This is a genomic window from Allobosea sp. ASV33 (genome assembly GCF_016428755.1).
GTDB lineage: Bacteria > Pseudomonadota > Alphaproteobacteria > Rhizobiales > Beijerinckiaceae > Allobosea.
Genome location: NZ_JAELTI010000037.1, coordinates 1 through 22,558, shown reverse-complemented (window position 1 = coordinate 22,558; position 22,558 = coordinate 1). Strand labels below are relative to the sequence as shown.

At 67.7% G+C, this 22,558-nt stretch carries 24 protein-coding genes and 1 other RNA gene; 12 read left to right on the top strand and 13 right to left on the bottom strand.

What is annotated here, in order from left to right:
• Window positions 1–18: 18 nt before the first annotated feature.
• From JHD80_RS13045 to rpmH, 6 genes are read right to left on the bottom strand one after another with little or no spacing between them, the layout of a single operon-like run.
• The gene (locus JHD80_RS13045) at window positions 19–387 is read right to left on the bottom strand and encodes a DUF423 domain-containing protein (RefSeq protein WP_199087834.1); all 369 of its coding nucleotides are present in this window, start codon (window positions 385–387) and stop codon (window positions 19–21) included.
• Between the two features lie 6 nt (window positions 388–393).
• Window positions 394–1,128 carry a GTP-binding protein gene (locus JHD80_RS13040; RefSeq protein WP_199087832.1) on the bottom strand — a complete coding sequence of 245 codons (735 nt, stop codon included), beginning with the start codon at window positions 1,126–1,128 and terminating at the stop codon, window positions 394–396.
• 10 nt (window positions 1,129–1,138) lie between these two features.
• On the bottom strand, window positions 1,139–1,771 hold the full coding sequence (locus JHD80_RS13035) for a CatB-related O-acetyltransferase (protein WP_199087829.1): 633 nt from the start codon (window positions 1,769–1,771) through the stop codon (window positions 1,139–1,141).
• A 52-nt stretch (window positions 1,772–1,823) separates the two neighbouring features.
• Window positions 1,824–3,692, bottom strand: a complete 1,869-nt coding sequence (yidC, locus tag JHD80_RS13030; protein WP_199087885.1) for a membrane protein insertase YidC — start codon at window positions 3,690–3,692, stop codon at window positions 1,824–1,826.
• A gap of 46 nt (window positions 3,693–3,738) precedes the next feature.
• On the bottom strand, window positions 3,739–4,155 hold the full coding sequence (rnpA, locus tag JHD80_RS13025; protein ID WP_199087827.1) for a ribonuclease P protein component: 417 nt from the start codon (window positions 4,153–4,155) through the stop codon (window positions 3,739–3,741).
• Window positions 4,156–4,209: 54 nt separating this feature from the next.
• Entirely contained in the window at window positions 4,210–4,344 is a 135-nt protein-coding gene (rpmH, locus tag JHD80_RS13020; RefSeq protein ID WP_038364779.1) for a 50S ribosomal protein L34, read from the bottom strand.
• A 243-nt stretch (window positions 4,345–4,587) separates the two neighbouring features.
• Between rpmH and ffs the strand changes: the two genes are divergently transcribed.
• The 4 genes from ffs to recR all read left to right on the top strand — a co-directional run bounded on the left by ffs (window position 4,588) and on the right by recR (window position 7,749).
• An RNA gene (ffs, locus tag JHD80_RS13015) (signal recognition particle sRNA small type) lies at window positions 4,588–4,684 on the top strand.
• A gap of 86 nt (window positions 4,685–4,770) precedes the next feature.
• Window positions 4,771–6,660, top strand: a complete 1,890-nt coding sequence (locus tag JHD80_RS13010; RefSeq protein WP_199087825.1) for a DNA polymerase III subunit gamma/tau — start codon at window positions 4,771–4,773, stop codon at window positions 6,658–6,660.
• A gap of 21 nt (window positions 6,661–6,681) precedes the next feature.
• Window positions 6,682–7,002 (top strand): YbaB/EbfC family nucleoid-associated protein, encoded by a 321-nt coding sequence (locus JHD80_RS13005; protein ID WP_047572605.1) that lies wholly within the window; start codon window positions 6,682–6,684, stop codon window positions 7,000–7,002.
• A gap of 141 nt (window positions 7,003–7,143) precedes the next feature.
• Window positions 7,144–7,749, top strand: coding sequence for a recombination mediator RecR (gene recR / locus JHD80_RS13000; protein ID WP_199087822.1), 606 nt, complete (start codon window positions 7,144–7,146; stop codon window positions 7,747–7,749).
• A 130-nt stretch (window positions 7,750–7,879) separates the two neighbouring features.
• On the opposite strand, the gene JHD80_RS12995 is transcribed toward recR, so the two are convergent.
• Complete coding sequence (locus JHD80_RS12995; RefSeq protein ID WP_199087820.1) at window positions 7,880–8,584, bottom strand: outer membrane protein; 705 nt, start codon at window positions 8,582–8,584, stop codon at window positions 7,880–7,882.
• 181 nt (window positions 8,585–8,765) lie between these two features.
• Here JHD80_RS12995 and JHD80_RS12990 point away from each other — a divergent pair, with 181 nt between their 5' ends.
• From JHD80_RS12990 to JHD80_RS12980, 3 genes are all read left to right on the top strand, one after another.
• On the top strand, window positions 8,766–9,815 hold the full coding sequence (locus tag JHD80_RS12990; protein ID WP_199087818.1) for a YihY/virulence factor BrkB family protein: 1,050 nt from the start codon (window positions 8,766–8,768) through the stop codon (window positions 9,813–9,815).
• Window positions 9,815–11,050 carry an NAD(P)/FAD-dependent oxidoreductase gene (locus JHD80_RS12985; protein ID WP_199087816.1) on the top strand — a complete coding sequence of 412 codons (1,236 nt, stop codon included), beginning with the start codon at window positions 9,815–9,817 and terminating at the stop codon, window positions 11,048–11,050. Before JHD80_RS12990 ends, JHD80_RS12985 begins: the two co-directional genes overlap by 1 nt.
• A gap of 113 nt (window positions 11,051–11,163) precedes the next feature.
• The gene (locus tag JHD80_RS12980; RefSeq protein WP_199087814.1) at window positions 11,164–12,033 is read left to right on the top strand and encodes a VOC family protein; all 870 of its coding nucleotides are present in this window, start codon (window positions 11,164–11,166) and stop codon (window positions 12,031–12,033) included.
• A 112-nt stretch (window positions 12,034–12,145) separates the two neighbouring features.
• On the opposite strand, the gene JHD80_RS12975 is transcribed toward JHD80_RS12980, so the two are convergent.
• The 6 genes from JHD80_RS12975 to JHD80_RS12950 all read right to left on the bottom strand — a co-directional run bounded on the left by JHD80_RS12975 (window position 12,146) and on the right by JHD80_RS12950 (window position 16,448).
• Window positions 12,146–12,598 carry a GNAT family N-acetyltransferase gene (locus JHD80_RS12975; RefSeq protein WP_199087812.1) on the bottom strand — a complete coding sequence of 151 codons (453 nt, stop codon included), beginning with the start codon at window positions 12,596–12,598 and terminating at the stop codon, window positions 12,146–12,148.
• Complete coding sequence (cysK, locus tag JHD80_RS12970; RefSeq protein ID WP_199087810.1) at window positions 12,595–13,566, bottom strand: cysteine synthase A; 972 nt, start codon at window positions 13,564–13,566, stop codon at window positions 12,595–12,597. The genes JHD80_RS12975 and cysK overlap by 4 nt, the downstream gene beginning before the upstream one ends.
• Before the next feature lie 88 nt (window positions 13,567–13,654).
• Entirely contained in the window at window positions 13,655–14,107 is a 453-nt protein-coding gene (locus JHD80_RS12965) for an RrF2 family transcriptional regulator (protein ID WP_199087808.1), read from the bottom strand.
• Window positions 14,104–14,574 (bottom strand): dUTP diphosphatase, encoded by a 471-nt coding sequence (gene dut / locus JHD80_RS12960; protein WP_199087806.1) that lies wholly within the window; start codon window positions 14,572–14,574, stop codon window positions 14,104–14,106. Before dut ends, JHD80_RS12965 begins: the two co-directional genes overlap by 4 nt.
• Window positions 14,575–14,576: 2 nt before the next feature.
• Window positions 14,577–15,851, bottom strand: a complete 1,275-nt coding sequence (locus tag JHD80_RS12955; protein ID WP_199087804.1) for a phosphopantothenoylcysteine decarboxylase domain-containing protein — start codon at window positions 15,849–15,851, stop codon at window positions 14,577–14,579.
• 129 nt (window positions 15,852–15,980) lie between these two features.
• Window positions 15,981–16,448 (bottom strand): Lrp/AsnC family transcriptional regulator, encoded by a 468-nt coding sequence (locus JHD80_RS12950; RefSeq protein WP_248311537.1) that lies wholly within the window; start codon window positions 16,446–16,448, stop codon window positions 15,981–15,983.
• Window positions 16,449–16,607: 159 nt separating this feature from the next.
• Between JHD80_RS12950 and JHD80_RS12945 the strand changes: the two genes are divergently transcribed.
• The 5 genes from JHD80_RS12945 (at window position 16,608) to JHD80_RS12925 (ending at window position 22,351) form a co-directional block, all read left to right on the top strand.
• A complete protein-coding gene (locus tag JHD80_RS12945; RefSeq protein ID WP_199087800.1) occupies window positions 16,608–17,633 on the top strand; it encodes an ABC transporter substrate-binding protein in 1,026 nt (341 codons plus the stop codon).
• 105 nt (window positions 17,634–17,738) lie between these two features.
• Window positions 17,739–18,491, top strand: a complete 753-nt coding sequence (locus JHD80_RS12940) for an ABC transporter permease (RefSeq protein ID WP_199087790.1) — start codon at window positions 17,739–17,741, stop codon at window positions 18,489–18,491.
• On the top strand, window positions 18,467–19,258 hold the full coding sequence (locus JHD80_RS12935) for an ABC transporter ATP-binding protein (protein ID WP_199087789.1): 792 nt from the start codon (window positions 18,467–18,469) through the stop codon (window positions 19,256–19,258). Before JHD80_RS12940 ends, JHD80_RS12935 begins: the two co-directional genes overlap by 25 nt.
• 263 nt (window positions 19,259–19,521) lie before the next feature.
• Window positions 19,522–21,687 carry a protein-disulfide reductase DsbD family protein gene (locus JHD80_RS12930; protein WP_199087787.1) on the top strand — a complete coding sequence of 722 codons (2,166 nt, stop codon included), beginning with the start codon at window positions 19,522–19,524 and terminating at the stop codon, window positions 21,685–21,687.
• Window positions 21,688–21,715: 28 nt separating this feature from the next.
• On the top strand, window positions 21,716–22,351 hold the full coding sequence (locus JHD80_RS12925) for a thioredoxin family protein (RefSeq protein WP_199087785.1): 636 nt from the start codon (window positions 21,716–21,718) through the stop codon (window positions 22,349–22,351).
• The last annotated feature ends 207 nt before the right edge of the window (window positions 22,352–22,558 follow it).

Below are 22,558 nucleotides of genomic sequence, written 5' to 3'. Positions count from 1 at the left end.
GAAGAACGCTGACGCCGCTCAGCTGCGCTTCGCGGTCACGGCAGCGACGGCAAGCCCCAGCCAGCCGCCGAGCATGAACCAGCCGCCGATCGGCGCCGCGCGCGGAAACAGCGCCTCGTTGGCGAAGCCGCGCCGGGCGAGATCGGCCGCGAACAGGGCCGCGCCGAGGATGATCGCCGAGAGCGCGATGCGGGCGATGACATCCTGGAGATACCCGCCCTTGCGCGCCGCCGTGGCGCCGATGATCACCGAGGCATGGAACAGCAGCATCTGGCCGGCAGTCTGGACATTGGCCGTGCCGGTGATATGCGCGGCCGCCGCCAGCAGGCCAACGCCGGCAAGGCCCATCAGCGCCGCGAGAACCAAGTGAATGCGTGTCGCGGTCATGCCGGTTCAGCTATGCTCCGCCAGAACCCGGCCGATCGCGGCGCGGAATTCCGGCAAGCCGGCGCCTGTCTCGCTGGAGGTCAGCAGCACCTCGGGGAAAGCCGCCGGGCGGCGCTTGATCTCGTCGAAGGTCGCCTCGGTCATGAATGTCTGGTCGGCCGGCTTCAGCGCGTCGCCCTTGGTCAGCACGACCTGGTAGGAGACGGCGGCCTTGTCGAGCGTCTCCAGTACGGCGCCGTCGACATCCTTGATGCCATGGCGGGCATCGATCAGCACATAGACGCGCATCAGGTTGGCGCGGCCGCGCAGGTAATCGTGGATCAGCCGGGTCCAGGCCGCGACCTTCTCCTTGCCGACGGCGGCGTAGCCGTAGCCGGGCATGTCGACGATCGTCGGCGCATGGGGCGAATAAACCGGAACCGGCTTTTCGCGCGAGCGCTTGCTGCCTTGTGATCCCGCCCCGGCGGGCTCCTCGTGCTCGGTCTGGCGGAAGAAGTTGAGCTGCTGCGTCCGGCCGGGCGTATGCGAGGTCCGCGCCAGCGCGTTGCGCCGCGTCAGCGCGTTGATCAGGCTGGACTTGCCGACATTGGAGCGGCCGGCGAAGGCGATCTCCTGGCCGACCATCGGCGGCAGGTCGTCGATCTTGGTCGAGGCCCAGACGAAATCCCACGGCCCCTCAAAGAGCTTGCGGGCGGCCTCGATCTCCTCGGCGTCATAAGGCTTTGTCGTCGATGTGGTCATGGAACCCTGCCTACACGGCTGCGCGCAGCGCGTCGATATCGGCGCCCTGGATCGCGTCGACATGACGCGCGATCCTGTCGGCCGGCCAATCCCACCAGCGGATCGCCAGCAGCTCCGCGACGATCTCCGGCGGAAAGCGCATCTTGACGACGCGGCCGGGATTGCCGGCGACGACCGCATAGGCAGGCACGTCCCTGGTCACCTGCGCCCGTGTGCCGATGATTGCGCCGTCGCCGATCGTCACGCCCGGCATGATCACCGCCTCGCGCCCGATCCAGACATCGTTGCCGATCACCATGTCGCCGCGATTGTTCGGGCCGGGTCGCTTCAGGCTCTCGGGGTCGCCGAGGCCGAACATCTGGAAGGGGAAGGTCGAGAAGCCGCCGATCGGGTGGTTGGCACCGTTCATGATGAACTGCGCCGCCTGCGCGATCGCGACGAATTTCCCGATGATCAGCCGGTCGCCGATGAAGTCGAAATGATAGCGCACGCAGCGCGCGACGAAGTGCTCCGGCCCGCGCGAGTCGTCGTAATAGCTGTAGTCGCCGATGTCGATCAGCGGATGGTCGACCACCGCCTTCAGGAAGGCCGTGCCCTTCCAGCCGGGAATCGGATGGCGCGTGCTCGGATCGGGCAATGGCATCGGGTCGAAGGCCTTCAAAAGCGAAGGGCGGGAAACCCCGCCCTTCGATCTCTCACTTCTTGTTGGTGTTGGCGGGGTTGGGCGCGCCGCCTGCGGCTGCCGGCTTCTTGCCGAACATGCCCTTGAGGTTGTCGAACAGCTCGATCTTGACCCCGTTCTTCCTCATGATGAAGCCCTGCTGGGTCACCGAGAGCAGGTTGTTCCAGCTCCAGTAGATCACCAGGCCGGCCGGGAACGAGCCGAGCAGGAAGGTGAAGAACACCGGCATCCAGGTGAACATCATCTTCTGCACCGGGTCCGGCGGCTCCGGGTTCATCTTCATCTGGATGAACATCGTCACGCCCATGATCAGCGGCCAGGCGCCGAGATGCAGGAAGGCCGGCGGCGTGAACGGGATCAGCCCGAACAGGTTGAACAGGTTGGTCGGGTCCGGCGCCGCGAGATCGTGGATCCAGCCGAAGAACGGTGCGTGCCGCATTTCGATGGTGATGAACAGGATCTTGTAGAGCGCGAAGAACACCGGGATCTGCAGCAGCACCGGCCAGCAACCGGCGACCGGATTGATCTTCTGCGTCTTGTACAGCTCCATCAGAGCCTGCTGCTGCTTCATCTTGTCGTCGGCATAACGCTCGCGGATCGCCGTCATTTCCGGCTGCATCGCCTTCATCTTTGCCATCGAGGCGTAGGACTTGTTGGCGAGCGGGAAGAACAGGCCCTTGAGCAGCACCGTGACGATCAGGATCGCGACGCCGAAATTGCCGATATGCTTGTAGATCCAGTCGAGCACGAAGAAGAGCGGCTTGGTGATGAAATAGAACCAGCCCCAGTCGATCAGCAGCTCGAAACGCTTGATGCCGAGATTCTTCTCGTAGCCGTCGATGGCCGCGACTTCCTTGGCGCCGGCGAACATGCGGGCGTTCGAGGAGGCCGTGGCGCCCGGGGCGATCGCGACGCCTTCGCCGAGGAAATCGGCCTGGTAGGTGCGGCCGGTGCCGGTCTGGACCGAGGAATAGCGGCCCTCGTACTTGCGCTGCTGGTCGGGGATGACCGCGGCGGCCCAGTACTTGTCGGTGATCCCCACGAAGCCGCCGACGGCATCCTTCCAGGTCTTGCCGGTGGTGCCCGGCGAGAGCAGCGGCTCCTTGTCGAGCTTGTCGTAGGTATATTCCTGCAGGCCCTGCTCGCCGAGATTGCCGACGAGGCCCTCGTGCAGCACGTAATAGCCGAGCGTATGCGGCTTGCCCTGGCGCACGATCTGGCCATAGGGGAACAGGGTCACGGCGGCGCCGCCCTTGTTCTCGACCTCGTCGCGGATCGTGAACATGGCGTTGTCGTCGACGCTGACGATGCGCTTGAAGGTCAGGCCCTGGCCGTTGTCCCAGCTCAGCGTCACCGGCTTGGCCGGGGTCAGCACCTGGTTGTCGGCAGTCCAGACCGTCGTCGCGTTCGGCAGCGGCACGCTCGTGCCTGGGGCCGCGACCCAGCCGAAATCGGAATAATAGGCATCCGGGCCGCCGACCGGCGAGAGCAGCACGATGATCGGGCTCTTCGGGTCGACGGTTTCGCGATAGGCCTTGAGTGAGACGTCGTCGATGCGCGCTCCGGTCAGCGAGATCGAGCCGGCGATCTTCGGCGTGTCGATCTTGACGCGGGGGCTAGCCGCCAGCGCCTGCTCGCGGGTGCCGATCGCCTGCGTCGCGGCTGCGCCGGGCGCGGCCGAGCCTGCGGGCTGGCCGGGCGTGGCGGGGGCCGGGGTGGAGCCGGATGTCGCGGCTGTCTGCTGGCCCTGGGCCTGCTGGTTCTGCCGGGCGATCTCCTGCTGCTTGTCCATCTGCGGCTTGGCGTAGAAGAACTGCCAGCCGAGCAGGATGATCACCGACAGGACGATCGCGAGAAGCAGATTGCGGTTGTCTTCTTTCATCATGGTCGAAAACGGATCTCGCTTGGTCCGGTAAAGGCGCGGCGGGTCAGGCTTGCGACGGCGCGCCGCGCTTGGAATGCGGGCGGCGCTTATCGGCATGCGGCTTGTGAGGCTTTGCCCGGTCGATGGCAATCGAAAGATCGGCGACGAGCGTCTTAAATTGCGCGGTCAGCACGTCGGAGCGTGCGACGATCACGATGTCGCAGGGGCGCCCGGTCTGATTGACGAGCGCCTGTTCGGCCGCTTCGCGCAGGCGCCGGCGGATGCGATTGCGCTTCACGGCATTGCCGGTCTTGCGCGAGGCGGTGAGGCCGAGCCTCAAGGCCACGGGTTCGCCGCCCTTGCGGGGCTCGTCGGGTGCGGCGTCGCGCACCTGCGCCATGAAGGCGGACGAACGAAAACGGCGGCCGTGATCGGCCGCCGCCAGGAATTCTTTGCGTTGCGTCAGACGGGCGAGGCGCATGGCGATTGGCCTGTCTTCCGAAACCGGCGCGCTGTCGTGACGCGCCAGGGCTCGTCAGGCCGACAGGCGTTTGCGGCCGTGGGCGCGGCGGGCGGCGATGACCTTGCGGCCACCCTTGGTCGCCATGCGGGCGCGATAGCCGTGGCGGCGCTTGCGAACCAGCTTGCTGGGTTGATAGGTTCTCTTCACGGTCCGTCTCCGGGGCCTTTATGAGCACGACGGCCGCGGCTTTCCCAGGGAAAGCATGGCCAACCGAGCCTGTCATGCGATAAGGGTCTGCGCCGCCTCTCGGCTGCGCAAGTCGCGGGCTTATGACGGATGGACGACACCAAGTCAACGCCAAACTGGCAGATTTGGCGCCGGCTGCGACGAAGCTTCGCGCCGCTGCGATGCCGGCTTGCGATTCTCCGAGACATCCCCGATATAGCGGGCGGGAGGTTGGCGAGGGACGTCTCACTCGCCAACCGGGTCAGGTCCGGAAGGAAGCAGCCCTAACGAGACCGAACGGGTCTTCGTCCAGCCTCCCACCTCATGCGCCCGATAAAGCGCCGGACCGAACACGGAGCCGGCGCGGCGCCATTGACCCTCGCCTTCCGATTGGCGAAACCAGTCCGCATGACCGACCCAATCGACGCCGCCTCTGCTGACGAACCGGGATTTGCCGGTTTCGATCCGGCGCCTGCGCCGCCGCCCGCCGCCACCGGGGCGCCGGCGCCCTATCGCGTGCTCGCGCGCAAGTACCGTCCGGCGCATTTCGGCGACCTGATCGGCCAGGAAGCGATGGTGCGCACCCTGACCAACGCCTTCGCGGCCGGCCGCATCCCGCAGGCCTGGATGCTGACCGGCGTGCGCGGCGTCGGCAAGACCACGACCGCCCGCATCCTGGCGCGCGCGCTCAACTTCCAGACGCCGGACGGCCAGGGCGCGCCGACCACGGACCTGCGGGAATTCGGCATCCATTGCCGCGAGATCATCGAGGGCCGCCATATCGACGTGATGGAGATCGACGCCGCCTCCAACAACAGCGTCGACAATATCCGCCAGATCAACGACGCCGTGCGCTATGCGCCCGTCTCGGCCCGTTACAAGGTCTATATCGTCGACGAGGTGCACATGCTCTCGACCGGCGCCTTCAACGCCTTCCTGAAGACGCTGGAGGAGCCGCCGCCGCATGCGAAGTTCATCTTCGCGACGACGGAAATCCGCAAGGTGCCGATCACGGTGCTGTCGCGTTGCCAGCGCTTCGACCTGCGCCGCGTCGAATCCGACGTGCTGGTCGACCATCTCGCCACGATCTGCCGGGCCGAGAGCGTCGATGCCGAGCAGGAGGCGCTCGCGGCGATCGCCCGTGCCGCGGAGGGCTCGGTCCGCGACTCCCTCTCGATCCTCGACCAGGCCATCGCGCATGCGGCCGGCCGGATCACGCTCGACGATATCCGCTCGATGCTCGGCCTTGCCGACCGGGCCCGCGTCATCGATCTCTTCGAAGCCGTGATGAAGGGCGACATCGCTTCGGCGCTCGGCGAATTGCGGGCGCAATACGATGCCGGCGCCGATCCGGTCGTGGTGCTGAACGACCTTGCCGAGTTCACCCACCTCGTGACGCGCCTCAAGCTCGTGCCCGAGGCGGTGAAGGATAACAGCCTCGCCCAGGCCGAGCGCGTGCGCGGCGGCGATTTCGCCCAGCGCCTCTCGGTCCGCATCCTCGCCCGTACCTGGCAGATGCTGCTCAAGGGGCTCGGCGAGGTGAAGCAGGCCGACCGGCCGGTCATGGCCGCCGAGATGGTCCTCGTCCGCCTCGCCCACGCCGCCGATCTGCCGACGCCGGACGAGGCGCTCAAACTGCTGCGCGACGGCATGGGCTCGGTTCCGGCCGGAAACGGCCAAGGAAGCGGGAATGGCGGCGGCAATGGCATGGGCATGCCCCGCCCGCCTTCCGGCGGCGGAAATACCGCGCTCGCCGCCCGCCCGATCCTCGCCAGCGCCAACCCCGCGCCCGCTCCGGTCGCGCGCGCGGCGGCTGCGCCGATGGCGATCGTCGCGACGCTGGAGGATGTCGTCGCGCTCGCCTCCCAGCATCGCGACATCACTCTCAAGATCGCGCTGGAGCGTGATATCCGGCCCGTGCGCTTCGAGCCCGGCCGCATCGAATTCTCGTTGGCCGAGGGCGCTTCGCGAACCCTCGCGCAGGATTTGTCGCGCCGCCTCAAGGAATGGACCGGCCAGACCTGGATGGTCGCCGTCGTCAACGCGGAGGGCGGCGCCACCATGCGCGAGCAAGCGGCGGCCGCGAAGGACCAGCGCGAGAGCGACGCGGCGGCTCACCCCGCCGTCAAGGCGGTACTGGAGCGCTTTCCCGGCGCGCGCATCGTTGATGTCCGCGATCCTCGCGCCATCGCCGCTGCCGAGGCGGCGGCCTCCGTGCCGACCGAAGACGAGTACCTGCCCGATGCCGAACCCCTGTTCGACGATTCCGAACCGGATTTCGACGGCATCGATTTCTGACGATTGCGAGGAGGATGTCCCGTGCGTGACATGATGGGCCTGATGAAGCAGGCGCAGCAGATGCAGCAGAAGATGGCCGACATGCAGGCCGAACTCGACAATATCGAGGTCGAGGGCGGCGCCGGCGGCGGCATGGTCACGGTGACGATGACGGCCAAGGGCGCGCTCAAGGGCGTGAAGATCGATCCGAGCCTGATGGTGCCGGACGAGCGCGAGATCCTCGAGGACCTGATCGTCGCAGCCGCCAACGACGCCCGCACCCGCGGCGAGCGCGTCATGCAGGAGCGCATGGCCGAGATCACCAAGGGCCTGCCGATCCCGCCGGGCATGAAGCTGTTTTGAGATGTTCCGGTTTCTCCGCTGTCATTCCGGGCGGAGCGAAGCGCAGACCCGGAATCCATTGTAGAGCGCAACGCCCTTTGATGGATTCCGGGTCTCCCTCCGGTCGCGCGGAATGACGGTTTCGTTCTTTTCGAGAAGATCATGTCCCGCGCGATTGCCGGCCCCGAGATCGAAAGGCTGATCCAGCTCCTGGCCAAGTTGCCGGGGCTCGGGCCGCGCTCGGCAAGGCGCGCGGCGCTGCATCTCGTCAAGAAGCGCGAGCAATTGCTCGGCCCGCTTTCCGAGGCGATGGCGGTGGCGCGCGAGCGCATCGTCGTCTGCGCCCGCTGCGGCAATGTCGATACCAGCGACCCCTGCGGGCTCTGCACCGATCCGCGCCGCGACGATTCGCTCATCGTCGTCGTCGCCGACATCTCCGATCTCTGGGCGCTGGAGCGCTCGGGCGCGGTCTCCGGCCGCTATCATGTGCTCGGCGGCGTGCTCTCGGCGCTCGACGGCATCAGGCCGGAGCATCTCTCGCTCGACGCTCTGGTGGCGCGCGCCTCCGATCCGGCGGTGAAGGAGGTCATCCTGGCGCTCAACGCGACGGTCGACGGCCAGACCACGGCGCATTTCATCACCGACCTGCTGGCGCATCTGCCGCTGAAGGTGACCAAGCTCGCCCATGGCGTGCCTGTGGGAGGCGAGCTCGACTATCTCGACGATGGGACGCTGGCCGCCGCCATCCGCCAGCGCACGGGATTTTGAGACGTCGCGCGTCATTCTCGGGCGGAGCGAAGCGCAGACCCGAGAATCTCAGGCAGAATGGGGCGCGGGAGCCAACGCGTCACCAGATGCTCGGGTCAAGCCCGAGCATGACGGCTAGGCTGAAGCGTCTTCAGAACTTGTAGGCGACGCTGGCGCGGGCGCTGTGGCTCGACAGTTCCTGCGAGCCGGTCAGGCCCGGGAAGGCGCCTGAGCTGGCGAAGCGGTTCCGCCCGAAATCGGTGTAGCGGTATTCGGCGCCGAGGATCAGGTGGTCGGTGAAGGCGAAATTGACGCCGGCGCCGACATTCCAGCCGGTCCGCGCGCTGGTCAGCCGCTCACTGAGGCCGCCGCCGGGCGCGAAGACCCGCCGCTCGTATTCTGTGAAGGAGGCGCCGCCGGTGCCGAAGATCATCCAGCGGTCGAAGGCGAGACCGAGGCGGGCGCGGGCCGAGCCCTGCCAATCCTGGCTGACGCGGCCGGACAGGCCGAGCCCGTCGAAGCGGCTGCGGCTGTCGAGCGCTTCGACGTCGCCCTCGACGCCGATCACGATGCCGCCGAGCTGATAGTTGAAGCCGCCATGGGCGCCCCCAAAGGCCGTATCCTCGCCGGCGCGGAAGCTGACGGGAGCGAAGGCTCCGCCGGTCGTTCCGATCCGCACCTTGTTGCTGCTCCAGGCATAGCCGCCCTGAACGCCGGCATAGAAGCCGGTCCAGGAATAGAGCGCCGGCAGCTCGGGAGCCGGCGGCAAGGCGACCTTGCGCAGATCGGCCGCACCGGCCGCGCCCGACAGCAGGATCGCGAGGCCTGTCAGGCCGGTTCTGAAGAGCTTCGTCATCGGGCTTATCCGGAAGGGCAGACAAGCGCCTGCCGCTCGCGGCCGCGCCCCGTCATAACGAAGCATTAAGGTTAACAATCGGCTAAGCGGTCCTGTCGCCGCCTCCTCATCGGAACGATTGCGAACGCGGCCCGTTGCTCGCAAGCTGCGATGGAACGGCAGGTGGAGCGCGAATCCCGACATGGCTTTCCTCAAACGGATCACGGGCGCCGCCGGGATCGGGGTCGCGCTCGGCTATCTGTCGGGAGTGGTGACCGACAAGCTCGGGCGGCGCCGTGAAGAAGCCGTGCGCGGCCGCCTCGCCAGATCCCCGCTGCAGATGACCTGGCTCGGCTGGAAGGACGTGCTGCTGCGCTTCATCGGCAATGTCGCCGATAACCGCCTGACCTCGCTGGCCGGCGCGGTCGCCTTCTTCACGCTGCTCTCGCTCGTGCCGGCTTTGTCCCTGCTGGTCACGATCTACCGCTACTTCACCGACCCCGCGACCATCGCAGAGCAGCTCGACACGGTCACGACCATGTTCCCGCAAGCCGCGCGCGAGCTCATCCACGAGCAGGCGATGCGGCTTTCGCGGCAATCCGGCTTCAACCTGTCGCTGACCTTCTGGATCAGCCTGGGCGTCGCCACCTGGTCGGCCAATGCGGCGGTGAAGGCGCTCTTCGATGCGCTCAACATCATCTATCGCGAGATGGAAAAGCGCAGCTTCCTCAAGCTCAACGCCATCTCGCTCTTCACCACCGTCAGCGGCGTCGTGCTGCTCACGGCCGCGTTGATCGCGATCGCCAGCCTGCCGCTGGTGACCGCGCTGTTCCCCTTCCATTTCGAGCTCGAGCGCCTGATCCGCCTTGTCCGCTGGCCGTCCTTCTTCGTGATGGCGACGCTCTCGATCGCGGTGCTCTACTGGATCGGCCCCAGCCGCGAGCGCGTGCGCTTCGTCTGGGTCATGCCTGGCGCTATCGCCGCCGCGCTGTTCTGGGGCGCGGCCTCCTACCTGTTCTCCTGGTATGTCTCGACGCTCGGCAACTACACGGCAGCCTATGGCTCGCTCGCGACCGTCGTCGTGTTCATGACCTGGCTCTGGCTGTCGGCGACGATCGTCCTGGCGGGGGCCGAGCTCAATGCCGAGCTGGAGCACCAGACGGCGCATGACACCACGATCGGGCGGCCGAAGCCGCTCGGCCAGCGTGGGGCGACCATGGCAGACCGGGTCGGCCCGGCAAGGGCGGATTGATGCTCGACCCCCAGACGACACGCCACGACGACCTGCGCACGGGCAAGGGCCCCTGGCTCGACGGCTTGGCGCGCCCCCCGAGTCGCGAGCTCGAGGCCGATACGCGTTGCGACGTCGCCATCGTCGGCGCCGGCATCACCGGCGCGATGGTCGCCGAGCACCTGACGGCGATGGGCCGCGATGTCGTGCTGATCGACCGCGAGGGCGAAGGCTTCGGCAGCACGGCGGCATCGACCGCGATGCTGCAATGGGAAATCGACCTCAAGCTGTCCGAACTCGCGGCCCTCTACGGCTTTTCGGCCGCTGCCGAGGTCTACCGGCTGAGTTTCGAGGCCGTTCAGGGCTTGCGCAGCTTGATCGGCGAGCTCGCCATTCCCTGCGGTTTCTCGCCTCGCCAGACCGTCTATCTCGCGGCAGGCGAGAGCGGCCCGCGTGAGCTGCTGGAGGAGGCCACGCTGCGCGAGCGGGCCGGGCTGCCCGGCAGCTTCGTCGAGCATGCCGCCCTGCGCGAGGCCTTCGGCTTCGACCGCGCCGCTGCCATCGTCTCGCCGGGCTCGGCCGAGGCCGATCCGCTCAGCCTCTGCCATGGGCTTCTCGCCATCTCCGCGCGGCGGGGGGCCAGGTTGATCCGCGACGAGGCCGTGGCCTTCGAAGGCGCCGGCACCGCAGCCGCAGTCACTCTCGCGAGCGGGCGGATCGTTGAGGCCAGCCAAATCGTGCTCGCGACCGGCTATGTGATGCCGGATTGTGTCCAGGACGACCTGCACCGTGTCGCGTCGAGCTGGGCGATCGCGACGGTGCCGCAACAGCCGCAGGCATTATGGCCCGGCCCGGCCCTCGTCTGGGAGGCGTCGGAGGATTATTGCTACTGCCGCACCACGACGGATGGCCGCATCGTCTTCGGCGGCGAGGACGAGGAATTCGACGATCCCGAAAAGCGCGAGGCCGTCGGTCCAGAAAAAACGAAGGCGTTGCAGGCGCGCCTGCACGCCCTGATCCCGCAGGCTTATCTCGATCTGAGCCATGCTTGGTCCGGCGCCTTCGGCCAGACCGAAGATGGCCTGCCCTTGATCGGGCGCGTGCCGGGGCAGCCGCGCCTGCTCGCGGCTTACGGCTATGGCGGCAACGGCATTACCTTCAGCTTCATGGCCTCGCGCCTGATCGGCGCGCTGGCGAGCGGGCGGGAGAAGCGCTGGTTCCGCCATTTCGCCATCGACCGGCCGCGCCCCGGCTGACGACGTGATTGCAGCCGTGCAATCGCAGCCTTGCCGGTCGGGGAGGCGACAAGACCAGGTGGAAGCGCCATTTTAGGGATGCGGCCGGCATGGCCGCCGCGAAAGGATGTCCCATGGTCGCAACCATCGAACGGACGGCCCCCGCCGCCACCCTCGAAGCCCACAAGGCGCCGGTCTTCATCGGCGCGGTGACGCTGCGTGCGCATGATCTTCCGGCACTGACCGCCTATTACCGCGACGCGATCGGGCTTCGCCTGATCCGGCAGGACGCGACGAGCGCCGAGCTCGGCATCGGCGGGCGGGTGCTCGTCCGGCTGGTGGCGGGTGCGGCCCGGCCGACCTCCGCCGCCGGCCTGTTTCATCTTGCCATCCTGCTGCCGTCCAGGCGCGATCTCGCCAACTGGCTGAGGCATGCCGCGGTCACGCGCATTCCGCTTGAGGGCGCTTCCGACCATCTCGTCAGCGAGGCGCTCTATCTCTCCGATCCCGAAGGCAACGGCATCGAGATCTATCGCGACCGGAAGCGTGAGGAATGGCCGCGCAAGCCCGATGGCGGCATCGCAATGGCGACCGAACGGCTCGACCTCGACAAGCTGCTCGGCGAAGCCGATGAGGCGACCTATGCCGGCATGCCCGAGGGCACGGGCATGGGCCATATCCATCTGCGCGTCGGCGATACCGCGGCGGCGGAAGCCTTCTATCGCGACCTGCTCGGCTTCGACCTGATGGTGCATTATCCCGGCGCGAGCTTCCTCTCGAGCGGCGGCTATCACCATCACATCGCCGGCAATATCTGGGGCAGCCGCGGCGCCGGTCCGCGCCAGCCGGGCGAAGCAGGGCTCGATCGCTTCGAACTGGTCGCGCGCGACGAAGCCGATTTCGCGGCGATGCGCCAGCGCATCTTGGCCGCTGGCGGCAGCGAGGCCGACGGCGTGCCGACGGTCACCGATCCCTGGAACAACCGGCTGGTTTTGGTGCGCTGATAATACAGCCGTCATGCTCGGGCCTGACCCGGGCATCTCGGAAACCAGTGCCTTTTCATCCTGAGATTCTCGGGTCCGCGCTGCGCTTCGCCCGAGAATGACGGACTGCTACTTAGCGCGTCAGCAGATGCGAGCGGCGCGTTCCGCCGGTATCGGGCGCGAAGCCGTTCGCTTCCCAGAAGGCGCTCGCGCGCGGATCGGCGGCGCGCAACGACAAGCGCGGCGCCAAATCCAGCCCCTGCTGGATGAGCGCTGTGGCCAGCACGCGCCCGATACCGGCTCCGCGATGCAGCGGCCTGACATAGACATGCCGGACCCGCAACAGGTCGGGCGCCGGATCGTAGGGATCGGGCGTCAGCGCGCCGACCCCGGCCAACTCGCCCTCATGGAAGGCGGCGAAGGTGACGAAGCGCTCGTCCTCGCCGCCATAATGGCCGGCGAGCCATTCCTCGCGCAAACCCTCGACGAAGCGGTAGCTTTCGGCGCTCGCCTCGTGGCGCAAGGCTTCGAAATCGTCCGGCAGGCTCTCGGCCAGCCGGACGATCTGGATCGCCGTTGCGGTCACAGACCCTCGAACAGGGCGCTGGAGATGTAGCGCTCGGCGAAGGAGGGGATGATCACCACGATGGTCTTGCCGGCATTCTCCGGCCGGGCGCCGACTTCGAGCGCGGCCGCGACCGCCGCGCCCGACGAGATGCCGGCCGGGATGCCCTCGCTTTTGGCGAGCGCGCGGGCCGTCTCGAAAGCCGTCTGGTTGCCAACGGTGACGACCTCGTCGATGATCCCGCGATCGAGGATGCCCGGCACGAAGCCGGCGCCGATGCCCTGGATCTTGTGCGGACCGGCCTGTCCACCCGACAGGACTGGGGAATCCTCCGGCTCGACCGCGACCATCTTCACGCCCGGCTTGCGCGCCTTCAGCACCTGGCCGACGCCGGTGATGGTGCCGCCGGTGCCGACGCCGGAAATCACGATATCGACCGCGCCTTCAGTGTCGTTCCAGATCTCCTCTGCGGTGGTCTTGCGGTGGATCTCGGGATTATGCGGGTTCTCGAACTGCTGCGGGATGATGGAACCCGGGATCTCGTTCTTGAGCTCCTCGGCCTTGGCGACCGCGCCGCGCATGCCGCCCGGGCCGGGCGTCAGCACGAGCTCGGCGCCGAGCAGGGCGAGCATCTTGCGCCGCTCCAGCGACATCGTCTCGGGCATCACCAGGATCAGGCGATAGCCGCGCGCCGCGGCAACGAAGGCGAGCGCGATGCCGGTATTGCCCGAGGTCGGCTCGATCAGCGTGCCGCCCGGCTTCAGCGCGCCGGAAGCCTCCAGCGCATCGATCATGTTGACGCCGATGCGGTCCTTCACGCTCGAGATCGGGTTGAAGAACTCGAGCTTGGCGAGGATCGTCGCCTTGACCCCGCGCTCGGCCGGCAGGCGGTTGAGCTTGACCAGCGGCGTATCGCCGATCGTATCGGTGATCGAATTGTAGATGCGTCCGCGTCCGGGCGCCTTCGTCGTCTTCTGTGTTTCGGCCATGACATGACTCCTCTGGACGAGAGAACGTTTGGTCGCGACGCTAGATCAATTCACAGAAACTGTCGATTGAAAGAAATGAATCACATCATCAGATCGTGAAATCAGCCTTCGCATCGGGATCGCCGAAGACGGATTTCGCCTGCGCCCGGCGGCACAGTTCCTCGACCGTGACGGTGTCGAGAGCGGCCAGGAACGCGGCTGAGGCCTGCGCGACCTCCGGCCCGACGACCTCGTCGACCAGGCGCGACTGCGGCTCCGGCCCCAGCCCCTCCTCGATGGCCTCCTGCATCGCGGCGCGCGCGATGTCGCCGGCGGTGATCTTGCGCCGCTCGCGGGCGAGCTCGTAGCCGCCGCGCGGGCCGCGCACGCCCTTGAGGATGCCGACGCGCACCAGCGTCTGCAGCAGGGTTTCGAGATGGCGGGGCGGCAGGGCATGGCGCGCGGCGAGCAGTTTGGCCGCGACCGGCTGCGGCCTTGCATGCAGCGCGATATCGACTACGGCGGCGATGGCGAGCAGGCTGCGGCGCGAGAGCAGGATCATGACCGCTCCTCGCCGCTGCCATAACGAACGCCGGTCGAGCCGAAACCGCTCGCGCCGCGCGCCGTGGCACTCAGGCCCATGACCTCGGTCGGAATCACTCGCGTCACCGGCGCGATCACCATCTGCGCGATCCGGTCGCCGCGAGCGATGGCGAAGGGTTCCTGCCCGAGATTGATGAGGGGCACCTTGACCTCGCCGCGATAGTCGCTGTCGACCGTACCGGGCGCGTTCAGCACGGTCACGCCATGCTTGACGGCAAGCCCCGAGCGTGGCCGGACCTGCCCTTCGAACCCCTCCGGGAGCTCCATCGCCAACCCGGTCGGGATGAGCGCGCGCTCACCGGGCGCTAGCGTCACGTTCTCGCCGATCGCGGCACGTAGGTCGAGCCCGGCCGCCCCTTCCGTCTCATAGGCCGGCAAGGGCAGGTCGGCGCCATGCGGGAGGCGTTGCAGCAGGAGTGCGACCATCGTCAATCCGCCTGCCGGGCGGACGCCAGCCCTGCGATATGGGCGACGAGCCGCGCCGCGACCTCGCCCTTGGGCAGGGTCGGCCAGGTCTCGAGGCCCGATGCCGTGACCAGATGCACGGTATTGGCGTCGCCGCCCATCACGCCGGTGCCACCGACATCATTGGCGACGATCAGGTCGCAGCCCTTCTTCGCAAGCTTGGCGCGGGCATAGTCGATCACGTTCTGCGTTTCCGCCGCGAAGCCGACGACCAGCGGCGGCCGCCCGCTCTTGCGATGCGCGACGGTCGCGAGGATGTCGGGATTCTCGACCAGGGCGAGCGGCGGCAAGGCCTTGCCGTCCTTCTTCAGCTTGTCGGAGGCCGCGTCGGCCACGCGCCAATCGGCGACGGCGGCGGCGAAGATCGCGATATCGGCCGGCAGCGCGGTCTCGACGGCGGCGAGCATCTCGCGCGCCGATTCGACATGGATGGTCTCGACGCCGGTCGGATCGGGCAGGTTCACCGGCCCGCTGACCAAGGTGACCCGCGCCCCGGCAGCGGCGGCCGCGGCCGCGATGGCATGGCCCTGCTTCCCGGAGGAGCGGTTGGCGATGTAGCGCACGGGGTCGATCGGCTCATGCGTCGGCCCCGAGGTGATCAGCACATGCTGCCCGGCCAGCGAGCCGGTCGCCTGTTCGCCGCCCGGCAGCCGGCCGAGGAAGCCGATGGCGCGCTGGGCATTGGGTTTTTCACCGGCCAGCGCCGCCTCGATCGCGGCGAGGATTTCCGGCGGCTCGGCCATGCGGCCCGGCCCGCTCTCGCCGCGCTCCGCCATCGCCCCGACATTGGGGCCGACGACGAGGACGCCGTCCTTTTCGAGCTGCGCCATGTTCCGCCGCGTCGCCGGGTGCTGCCACATGCGCGGGTTCATCGCGGGGGCGATCAGCACGCGCTTGTCGGTGGCGAGCAGCGCCGTCGAGGCGAGGTCGTCGGCATGCCCGTTCGCCATCTTGGCGATCAGGTCTGCGGTCGCGGGGGCGACCACGACGAGGTCGGTCGAGCGCGAGAGCTGGATATGGCCGATATCGGCCTCGTCGGTCAGCGAGAACATATCGGTGAAACAGCGCTCGCCCGCCAGCGACGAGACGGTGAGCGGCGTGACGAACTGCTCGCCCGCCTTGGTCACGATGCAGCGCGAGGCGATGCCGCGATCCTTCAATCGGCGGATGACCTCCAGCATCTTGTAGGCGGCAATGCCGCCGCCGATGATCAGGAGAACGGAGCGGGAAGCGGACAAGGCGGCTCCTCGGGCACGCGGATGGCGAACGGCCCGTTACGTAGCATCTGCCGTGCCGCGCTGGGAAGCGTAGCGGGAATTCAATCGTAGCCCTCATCCTGAGGAGCCGCGAGATTCAAGGATATCGTTTCAGGTGCGGGGCAGGTCCGGCACCTTGTAGGCCGTCGTCGCCTTGATCCGCTCCATCGCGAAGCGCGAGGTGACGTTCTTGAGCGGGATCGTCTCGATCAGCTTCTTGTAGAAGCCGTCATAGGCGGCCATGTCGGCGACGACGACGCGCAGCATGTAGTCGACATCCCCCGCCATCCGGTAGAACTCCATCACCTCCGGCATGGCGGCCACCATCTGGGCGAATTTCTCCAGCCAGGGGCCGGAATGGTCCGCCGTCTCGATCTGGACGAAGACGGTGAGGCCGAGCCCGATCTTCTCGGGCGCCACCAGCGCGACGCGCTTCAGGATCACGCCGGCCTGTTCGAGCTTCTGGATACGCTTCCAGCACGGCGTCTGCGAGAGCCCGACGCGGTCGGCGAGCTCCGCGATCGAGATGTTCGCGTCCGCCTGGAGCACGGTCAGAATCTTGCGGTCGATGGCGTCCATTCTCTCAAGCTCGCTATCTGTAGAAATTTGTTTCGCAGATTTCGCAAGAAAGAGATCAATCATCTTTTTCGAGCCAATCTATTGCATCCAGATAGAAAATCCTTTTCTCAGATGTCAATGGGGTCGCGTTCGACCCTACTTTCGAAAGGGATTTGAACGATGGATCGCCGCCAGTTCCTCATTGCCGGGTCGAGCCTTGCGGCGGCCATGCCCTTCGCCGGTCCGGCCCGCGCCCAGAGCGTTGCCGCGCGCGTCGGCTACATCCCGGTCGTCGGGACGGCGCCCTTCTTCGTCGCCAATGGCGAGGGCTGGCTGAAGCAGGGCGGCATCGATGTCGCCGTCACCGTCTTCGAATCCGGCCCGAACATGATCCAGGCGCTCGCCTCGGGCACGATCGACGTCTATGTCGCCGGCGTCGCGCCGCTCGCCGTCGCCCGCTCGCGCGGCATCGACATCCGCGTCGTCGCCTCGACCGCGATCGGCGAGAACGTCGTGGTCAGCGCGCCCTCGCTGACCAAGTTCTTCACGGCGGGCACCAATGCCGCCGCCGCCTTCAAGGCCTTCCGCGCCGCCAACGGCAAGGCCGCGCGCTTGGCGACCCAGCCAGCGGGCTCGGTGCCCAACACGACGCTGCAATACTGGCTCTGGGAGGTCGCGAAGGTCGACAAGGCCGATGTCGAGATCGTGCCGATGGGCATCGATGCGACCCAGCAGGCGATCCTCGCCGGCGCGGTCGATGGCGGCTCCGTCCGCGAGCCGGCGCTGACCATCCTCCAGACCCGCAACCCGCAGATCAAGCTCGTCGCCGGTGGCGAGGAAGTCTTTCCGGGCCAGCCCGGCACGGTCGTCGCCGTCTCCGGCGCCTTCGCCACCAAGAACCCGCAGGCCGTGCAGAACCTCGTCTCCGGCCTCGTCAAGGCGGCGGCGCTGATCAAGGCCGACCCGACCAAGGCCGCCCCCCATGTCGGCGCCGCGCTCGGCAAGGGCATCGTCGATCCCGAGCTGATCCAGAAGGCGCTGGTCTCGCCGGCGAGCCGCTTCGAGATCGACCCGCGCAAGATCATCGAGCCCGCCCGTGCGATGCAGGCCTACCAGGTCAAGCTCGGCTCGCTGGAGAAAGAACTCCCCTTCGACGGGCTGTTCGAGACCCAGTACTACGAGCGCGCGATCAAGGCGGGCGGCTGAACGGCCCCGGTTGTGGGATGAAGGTGAAAAACACGCCATCATTCCGGCTCTCCGCTTCGCTCCGGCCGGAATGACTTTGCGTTATCCGATCGTAAAGGAAACGATTTGCAGTCGCTGCGGGCTCCGGCCCTCGCATTCCTGGGCCTTGTCGCCTTCCTCCTGCTCTGGGAGGCGATGCCCTATTTCGGACTGGTGAACCCGGCCTTCCTGCCGGGGCCGAGCGCCCTGCCGAAGGCCTTCATGCGGGAGCTCTCTTCCGGCGCCTGGCTCGCGGCCATACTCGGTTCGCTCTGGCACTACTTCGTCGGCCTGTTCGTCGGCGCCGGGCTCGGCATCGCCTTCGGTGTGCTCATCGGTATGTCCCGCATCGCCGAGGAGGCGACGGCCTGGGTCGTTCGGGTCCTACGCCCGATTCCTGGCCTCGCCTGGGTGCCCTTCGCCATCATCTGGTTCGGCGTCACGCCGGGCGCAGCGGTCTTCATCATCGCCATCGGCGTGTTCTGGATCGTCTTCTTCGCGGCGCAGGGCGCGATCCGCGGCGTCGATCGCGATCTCATCGAGGTCGCGGATGCCTTCGGCTTCCGCTCGCCCTGGCAGCGCCTGTTCAAGATCCTGCTGCCGGCGGCCCTGCCGGGCATCCTCGTCGGCATCAGGACGGCGCTCGGCCAGGCCTGGATGGCCGTGGTCGCGGCCGAGATCTTCGGCGTCGCCGGTGTCGGCCAGCGCATGATGCAGGCGTCGAGCCTCCTCGCGACCGATATCGTCGTGGTCTACATGCTGACGATGGCGGCGCTCTACGGCCTGCTCGACACCGGCTTCGTCGCCTTCCAGAAATGGGTGCTGCGTTGGAAAGCGTGACCGAGAAGAGTGCGATTGAGATTCGGGGCCTGTCGCTGACCTTCACCCGCGATGGCGAACAGACCGAGGTTCTGCGCAAGCTCGACCTGAATGTCGGGCGCGGCGAGTTTTTGGCTATCGTCGGCCCCTCCGGCGTCGGCAAGTCGACCCTGCTGCGCGTCATCGCCGGCCTCGCCAAGCCGAGTGGCGGCGAGGTCGTGATCGACGCGAAGGACAAGGCGCGCCGGCCGGTCGCGCTGGTCTTCCAGGATTCGCGCCTCCTGCCCTGGCGCAAGGTCGTCTCCAACGTCGGCTTTGGTCTTGAAGGCCGGACATCGCGTGGCGAGCGCCTGAAGAAGGCGCAGGAGATGCTCGATCTCGTCGGATTGGGCAGTCTGGCGCAGCGCTGGCCGCATCAGCTCTCCGGCGGCCAGCGCCAGCGTGTCTCGCTCGCTCGCGCGCTCGCCGTCGAGCCGGAAATCCTGCTGATGGACGAGCCCTTCTCGGCGCTCGATGCCCTGACGCGCGAGAACCTGCAGGACGAGTTGATCCGCGTCTGGCAGCGCACGGGCAAGACCGTGCTCTTCGTCACCCATGATATCGACGAAGCTGCCTATCTCGCCGACCGCGTCGTCGTGTTGTCGGGCGCGCCCGGCCAGATCATCGCCGAGCACCGCATCGACGCGAGCCGTCCGCGCAAGCGCGGCGCCGCGGCGGAGGCCGAGATCGTGCGCGCGGTCCGCCAGGGCCTCGGCGCCGATATCGTCACGGACGGCGCCGCGATCTGATCCACGACCGTCATGCTCGCCCTTGTGGCGAGCATCCACGTCTTGAACGCTGCATCGCCTGAAGGAAGACGCGGAGGGTTGGGACAAGCCCGACCACGACGGAAATCACGCAGCCTCCCGAATGGAGCGGCGACATCATGGCGCGCTGCGTGCCGGCGCCGGATCGCTCAGAATGGGCCTGACCCCGCCTCACTGCCTTGTCATTGGCAGGTGAGGGCGGATTGGGGCATGGGGTCGGGATGATCAGGGATTGCGACGGCATCATGCGGCGGTACTTCGGCACGCGTATCCTGCCCGGGGCCATGCTGGCGCTCGGGCTGTTTGCGCCCGGCCTCCCGCTCGCCGCGGAATCCGCCGCCGTCACCTCGCCGCGCGTCACCGCGACCCTGCTGTCGAGCCGCGATACGGTCGCGCCGGGTGAGCGTTTCAAAGTCGCGCTCGTCCAGAAGCTGGCGCCGCACTGGCACACCTATTGGCTGAATCCCGGCGATTCCGGCGAGCCGACCCAGATCAAATGGGACCTGCCGGCCGGAGCGACTGCCAGCGAGATCCAGTGGCCGGCGCCCAAGGCGATCCGGGTCGAGCCGCTCGTCAATTTCGGTTTCGAAGGCACGGTCCTGCTGCCGCTCGAGATCACGGTGCCGGCCGATGCCAGGCCCGGCGAGACTTTCGAGCTGAAGGCGGAGGCGACCTGGCTGGTCTGCGAGAAGATCTGCATTCCCGAGGAAGGTACTTTCTCGCTCGACCTTCCCATCGCCGCCGTGGGCACGGTGGATGAAGCCGCCGCAGCGCGGATCGATGCCGCGATCGCGGCGCTGCCAAAGCCGGCCGCCTTCCGCGGCAAGCTGCGTGACGATGCCGGCAAGCTGGTCCTCGATCTGCCCGGCCTGCCTGCGGGCGTCACCGATCTGCGCTTCTTCCCGGTTTCCGACACGCTGATCGAGCACGCCGCCGATCAGCCCTTCACGGCCGGTGACAAGCCGGCGCTGACGCTGACCCGGTCGGGTGCCTTCAAGCTGGCGACGCCGGAAGTCCCGGGCGTCCTCACCTTCACCGAAGGCGGCGCGCCACGCGCGATCACGCTGCTCGCCGATGCCGATCCGGCCTTGATGGCGGCCGGCGGGACGGTTGCGCCGGAAGCCCGCCCGGCGGTGGTGCGGATTCCGATGCCGGCCGAGGGCGCAGACCTGACGCTGTGGGCGGCACTGGCCTTCGCCTTCGTCGGCGGCCTGATCCTCAACCTGATGCCTTGCGTCCTGCCGGTGCTGTTCATCAAGGCGCTCGGCTTCGCCCAGCTCGCCCATCGCAGCCGTTCCGAAGTGCGCGAGCAGGGCCTGCTCTTCCTCGCTGGCGTGCTTTTGACCTTCATGGCCCTGGCCGTTGCGGTGATCGCGCTGGGCAGCCTCGGCAGCAGCGTCGGCTGGGGCTTCCAGCTCCAGTCCCCGCCGCTCGTCATCGCGCTCGCCGTCGTGATGGTCCTGATCGGCCTCAACCTGCTCGGCGCCTTCGAGATCGGCACCTCGGTCACCGGCCTCGGCGATGGCCTCGCCAGCCGGGGCGGGCGCCTCGGCGCCTTCATGACCGGCGTGCTCGCGGTCGTCGTCGCGACGCCCTGCACGGCGCCCTTCATGGGCGCGGCGATGGGCTATGCGGTGACGCAGCCGCCGGCCGTCGCCCTCTCCGTGTTCATGGCGTTGGCGCTGGGCTTCGCCTTGCCGGTGGTCGCGCTCTCCTTCGCGCCCGGCCTGCTGCGCCTACTGCCGAAGCCCGGCCGCTGGATGCTGGTCCTGAAGCAGGCCTTCGCCTTCCCGATGTTCGCCACCGCGATCTGGCTGATCTGGGTCGCCTCGGTGCAGAGTGGCCCGCAGGGCGTGCTCGCCGCGCTGGTCGCGGTGCTGGCGGCAGGCTTCGCCGTCTGGCTCGTCGGCGTGACGCGCGGATCGTTCGCGCGCCGCGCCTTCGGCTCGGCGCTGGCGGCGCTGGTCGTGCTCGGCGCCGGCTGGTTCACTCTGCAGAACGCCGTTCCCGGTGCGGCGACCGACGCGCGGGCCGGCGATATCGAAGCCTGGTCGCCCGAGCGGGTCGCGGCCTTGCAGGCGCAGGGCAAGCCGATCTTCGTCAATTTCACGGCGGCCTGGTGCATCACCTGCCTCGCCAACGAGCGCGTCGCGCTCTCCCGGCAGGAGGTGAAGGACGCCTTCGCCAAGCTCGGCGTCGTCTATCTCAAGGCCGACTGGACCAATCGCGACAGCCGCATCGCCAAGGCGCTGGCCGAGCAGGGCCGCGCCGGCGTGCCGCTCTATCTGTTCTACCCCGCCCGCCAGGAGGCGCAGGCCGAGATCCTGCCGCAACTCCTAACGGCGGACACGCTGATCGCGGCGGCCGAACGCGCCGGCGGTCGCAACGCCAAGACGGCGGCCCTGCCATAGGTTTCGACTTCAACCAAGGGAGACAGACATGCAAAGCCTGACCAGGCAGACTTTCATCGCCGGCCTCGCCCTCGCGGGCCTCGCCTTCCCGGCAGCCGCCTTCGCGCAGGGCGCGGCCAAGGTCGGCGCGCCCGCCCCCGCCTTCCAGGCGGTCGATGTCGAGGGCAAGACGCGCAACCTCTCCGAGTTCGCCGGCAAGACGGTGATCCTCGAATGGACCAATCACGACTGCCCCTATGTCCGGAAGCACTATAACAGCGCGACCATGCAGAACCTGCAGAAGGATATGGCGAAGGAGGGCGTCGTCTGGCTCTCGGTGATCTCCTCGCCGCCGGGCGAGCAGAGCCATGTCGACGCGGCCAAGGCCAAGGACTTGACGGTCCAGCGTAACGCCGCCCCGGCTGGCATCCTGCTTGATCCCAAAAGCGTGATGGCACGCGCCTATGGCGCCCAGACCACGCCGCACATGTACATCATCGATCCCGAGGGCACGCTCGCCTATATGGGAGCGATCGACGACAAGCCGACCTCGGCCGCATCGAGCCTCGAAGGCGCCAAGAGCTATGTCCGCCAGGCCGTCGCCGAGCTGAAGGCCGGCAAGCCGGTCTCGGAAGCCAGCACCAAGGCCTATGGCTGCGTCGTGAAATACGCGCCGCTGAGCTGACGAAACGCAACGCCGTCATTCCGGGTTCGGGCCTGAAAGGCCCGAACCCGGAATCCATGAACACGACCTTGTTCCAGCTTCGTCATGCTCGCCCTTGTGGCGAGCATCCACGTCTTGAACACACTCGACCCTGTCTCTTATACACATCTAAAAAAGGGGGGGGGGGGGGGGGGGGGGGGGGGGGGGGGGGGGGGGGGGGGGGGGGGG

What these genes read in the sequence shown, in the direction of transcription:
- JHD80_RS13045 (WP_199087834.1), bottom strand. Translation starts at nt 387, where the DNA reads ATGACCGCGACACGCATTCACTTGGTTCTCGCGGCGCTGATGGGCCTT.
- JHD80_RS13040 (WP_199087832.1), bottom strand. Translation starts at nt 1,128, where the DNA reads ATGACCACATCGACGACAAAGCCTTATGACGCCGAGGAGATCGAGGCC.
- JHD80_RS13035 (WP_199087829.1), bottom strand. Translation starts at nt 1,771, where the DNA reads ATGCCATTGCCCGATCCGAGCACGCGCCATCCGATTCCCGGCTGGAAG.
- yidC (WP_199087885.1), bottom strand. Translation starts at nt 3,692, where the DNA reads ATGAAAGAAGACAACCGCAATCTGCTTCTCGCGATCGTCCTGTCGGTG.
- rnpA (WP_199087827.1), bottom strand. Translation starts at nt 4,155, where the DNA reads ATGCGCCTCGCCCGTCTGACGCAACGCAAAGAATTCCTGGCGGCGGCC.
- JHD80_RS13010 (WP_199087825.1), top strand. Translation starts at nt 4,771, where the DNA reads ATGACCGACCCAATCGACGCCGCCTCTGCTGACGAACCGGGATTTGCC.
- recR (WP_199087822.1), top strand. Translation starts at nt 7,144, where the DNA reads ATGTCCCGCGCGATTGCCGGCCCCGAGATCGAAAGGCTGATCCAGCTC.
- JHD80_RS12995 (WP_199087820.1), bottom strand. Translation starts at nt 8,584, where the DNA reads ATGACGAAGCTCTTCAGAACCGGCCTGACAGGCCTCGCGATCCTGCTG.
- JHD80_RS12990 (WP_199087818.1), top strand. Translation starts at nt 8,766, where the DNA reads ATGGCTTTCCTCAAACGGATCACGGGCGCCGCCGGGATCGGGGTCGCG.
- JHD80_RS12985 (WP_199087816.1), top strand. Translation starts at nt 9,815, where the DNA reads ATGCTCGACCCCCAGACGACACGCCACGACGACCTGCGCACGGGCAAG.
- JHD80_RS12980 (WP_199087814.1), top strand. Translation starts at nt 11,164, where the DNA reads ATGGTCGCAACCATCGAACGGACGGCCCCCGCCGCCACCCTCGAAGCC.
- cysK (WP_199087810.1), bottom strand. Translation starts at nt 13,566, where the DNA reads ATGGCCGAAACACAGAAGACGACGAAGGCGCCCGGACGCGGACGCATC.
- JHD80_RS12965 (WP_199087808.1), bottom strand. Translation starts at nt 14,107, where the DNA reads ATGATCCTGCTCTCGCGCCGCAGCCTGCTCGCCATCGCCGCCGTAGTC.
- dut (WP_199087806.1), bottom strand. Translation starts at nt 14,574, where the DNA reads ATGGTCGCACTCCTGCTGCAACGCCTCCCGCATGGCGCCGACCTGCCC.
- JHD80_RS12950 (WP_248311537.1), bottom strand. Translation starts at nt 16,448, where the DNA reads ATGGACGCCATCGACCGCAAGATTCTGACCGTGCTCCAGGCGGACGCG.
- JHD80_RS12945 (WP_199087800.1), top strand. Translation starts at nt 16,608, where the DNA reads ATGGATCGCCGCCAGTTCCTCATTGCCGGGTCGAGCCTTGCGGCGGCC.
- JHD80_RS12935 (WP_199087789.1), top strand. Translation starts at nt 18,467, where the DNA reads ATGGGTGCTGCGTTGGAAAGCGTGACCGAGAAGAGTGCGATTGAGATT.
- JHD80_RS12930 (WP_199087787.1), top strand. Translation starts at nt 19,522, where the DNA reads ATGCGGCGGTACTTCGGCACGCGTATCCTGCCCGGGGCCATGCTGGCG.
- JHD80_RS12925 (WP_199087785.1), top strand. Translation starts at nt 21,716, where the DNA reads ATGCAAAGCCTGACCAGGCAGACTTTCATCGCCGGCCTCGCCCTCGCG.